Origin of the sequence: Myxococcus llanfairpwllgwyngyllgogerychwyrndrobwllllantysiliogogogochensis (genome assembly GCF_006636215.1) — a bacterium.
Lineage (GTDB): Bacteria > Myxococcota > Myxococcia > Myxococcales > Myxococcaceae > Myxococcus > Myxococcus llanfairpwllgwyngyllgogerychwyrndrobwllllantysiliogogogochensis.
The window spans coordinates 1-410 of sequence record NZ_VIFM01000904.1 but is presented as its reverse complement, the minus strand read 5'-3'; the positions used below and the strand labels follow the sequence as shown (position 1 = coordinate 410).

The following is a 410-nucleotide window of genomic DNA, read 5'->3' as shown; positions in this document are numbered from 1 at the left end:
GTGCGTGCCGTCCCATTTTTAATTACTTACTTACCGGATCCAACCAGCCCCATTTATCTTCTGTTTCACCGGTGAAGAGGCCAAAGAAGGCTTCCTGAATGCGTTTGGTTACCGGACCGCGACGGCCTGCGCCGACCTGGATGCCGTCCACGCTGCGCACCGGGGTGATTTCCGCCGCAGTGCCGGACATGAAGACTTCGTCCGCCAGATACAGGGATTCACGGGACAACACCTGCTCGCGGACTTCGATACCAAGATCTTTCGCCAGCTTGATAATGGCGTCGCGGGTAATGCCCGGCAGCGCGGAAGAGGTAAACGGCGGGGTGAACAGTACACCGTCCTTCACTTCAAACAGGTTTTCCCCTGCGCCTTCGGAGATATAGCCGTTAACATCGAGGGCGATACCTTCC

1 protein-coding gene is annotated in these 410 nt (G+C 56.8%); it reads right to left on the bottom strand.

The window, feature by feature from the left end; all coding sequences use genetic code 11:
• Positions 1–22 precede the first annotated feature (22 nt).
• Positions 23–410: aminotransferase class IV (locus FJV41_RS56265; protein WP_181791635.1), on the bottom strand; the 388-nt coding region annotated here is incomplete at its 5' end.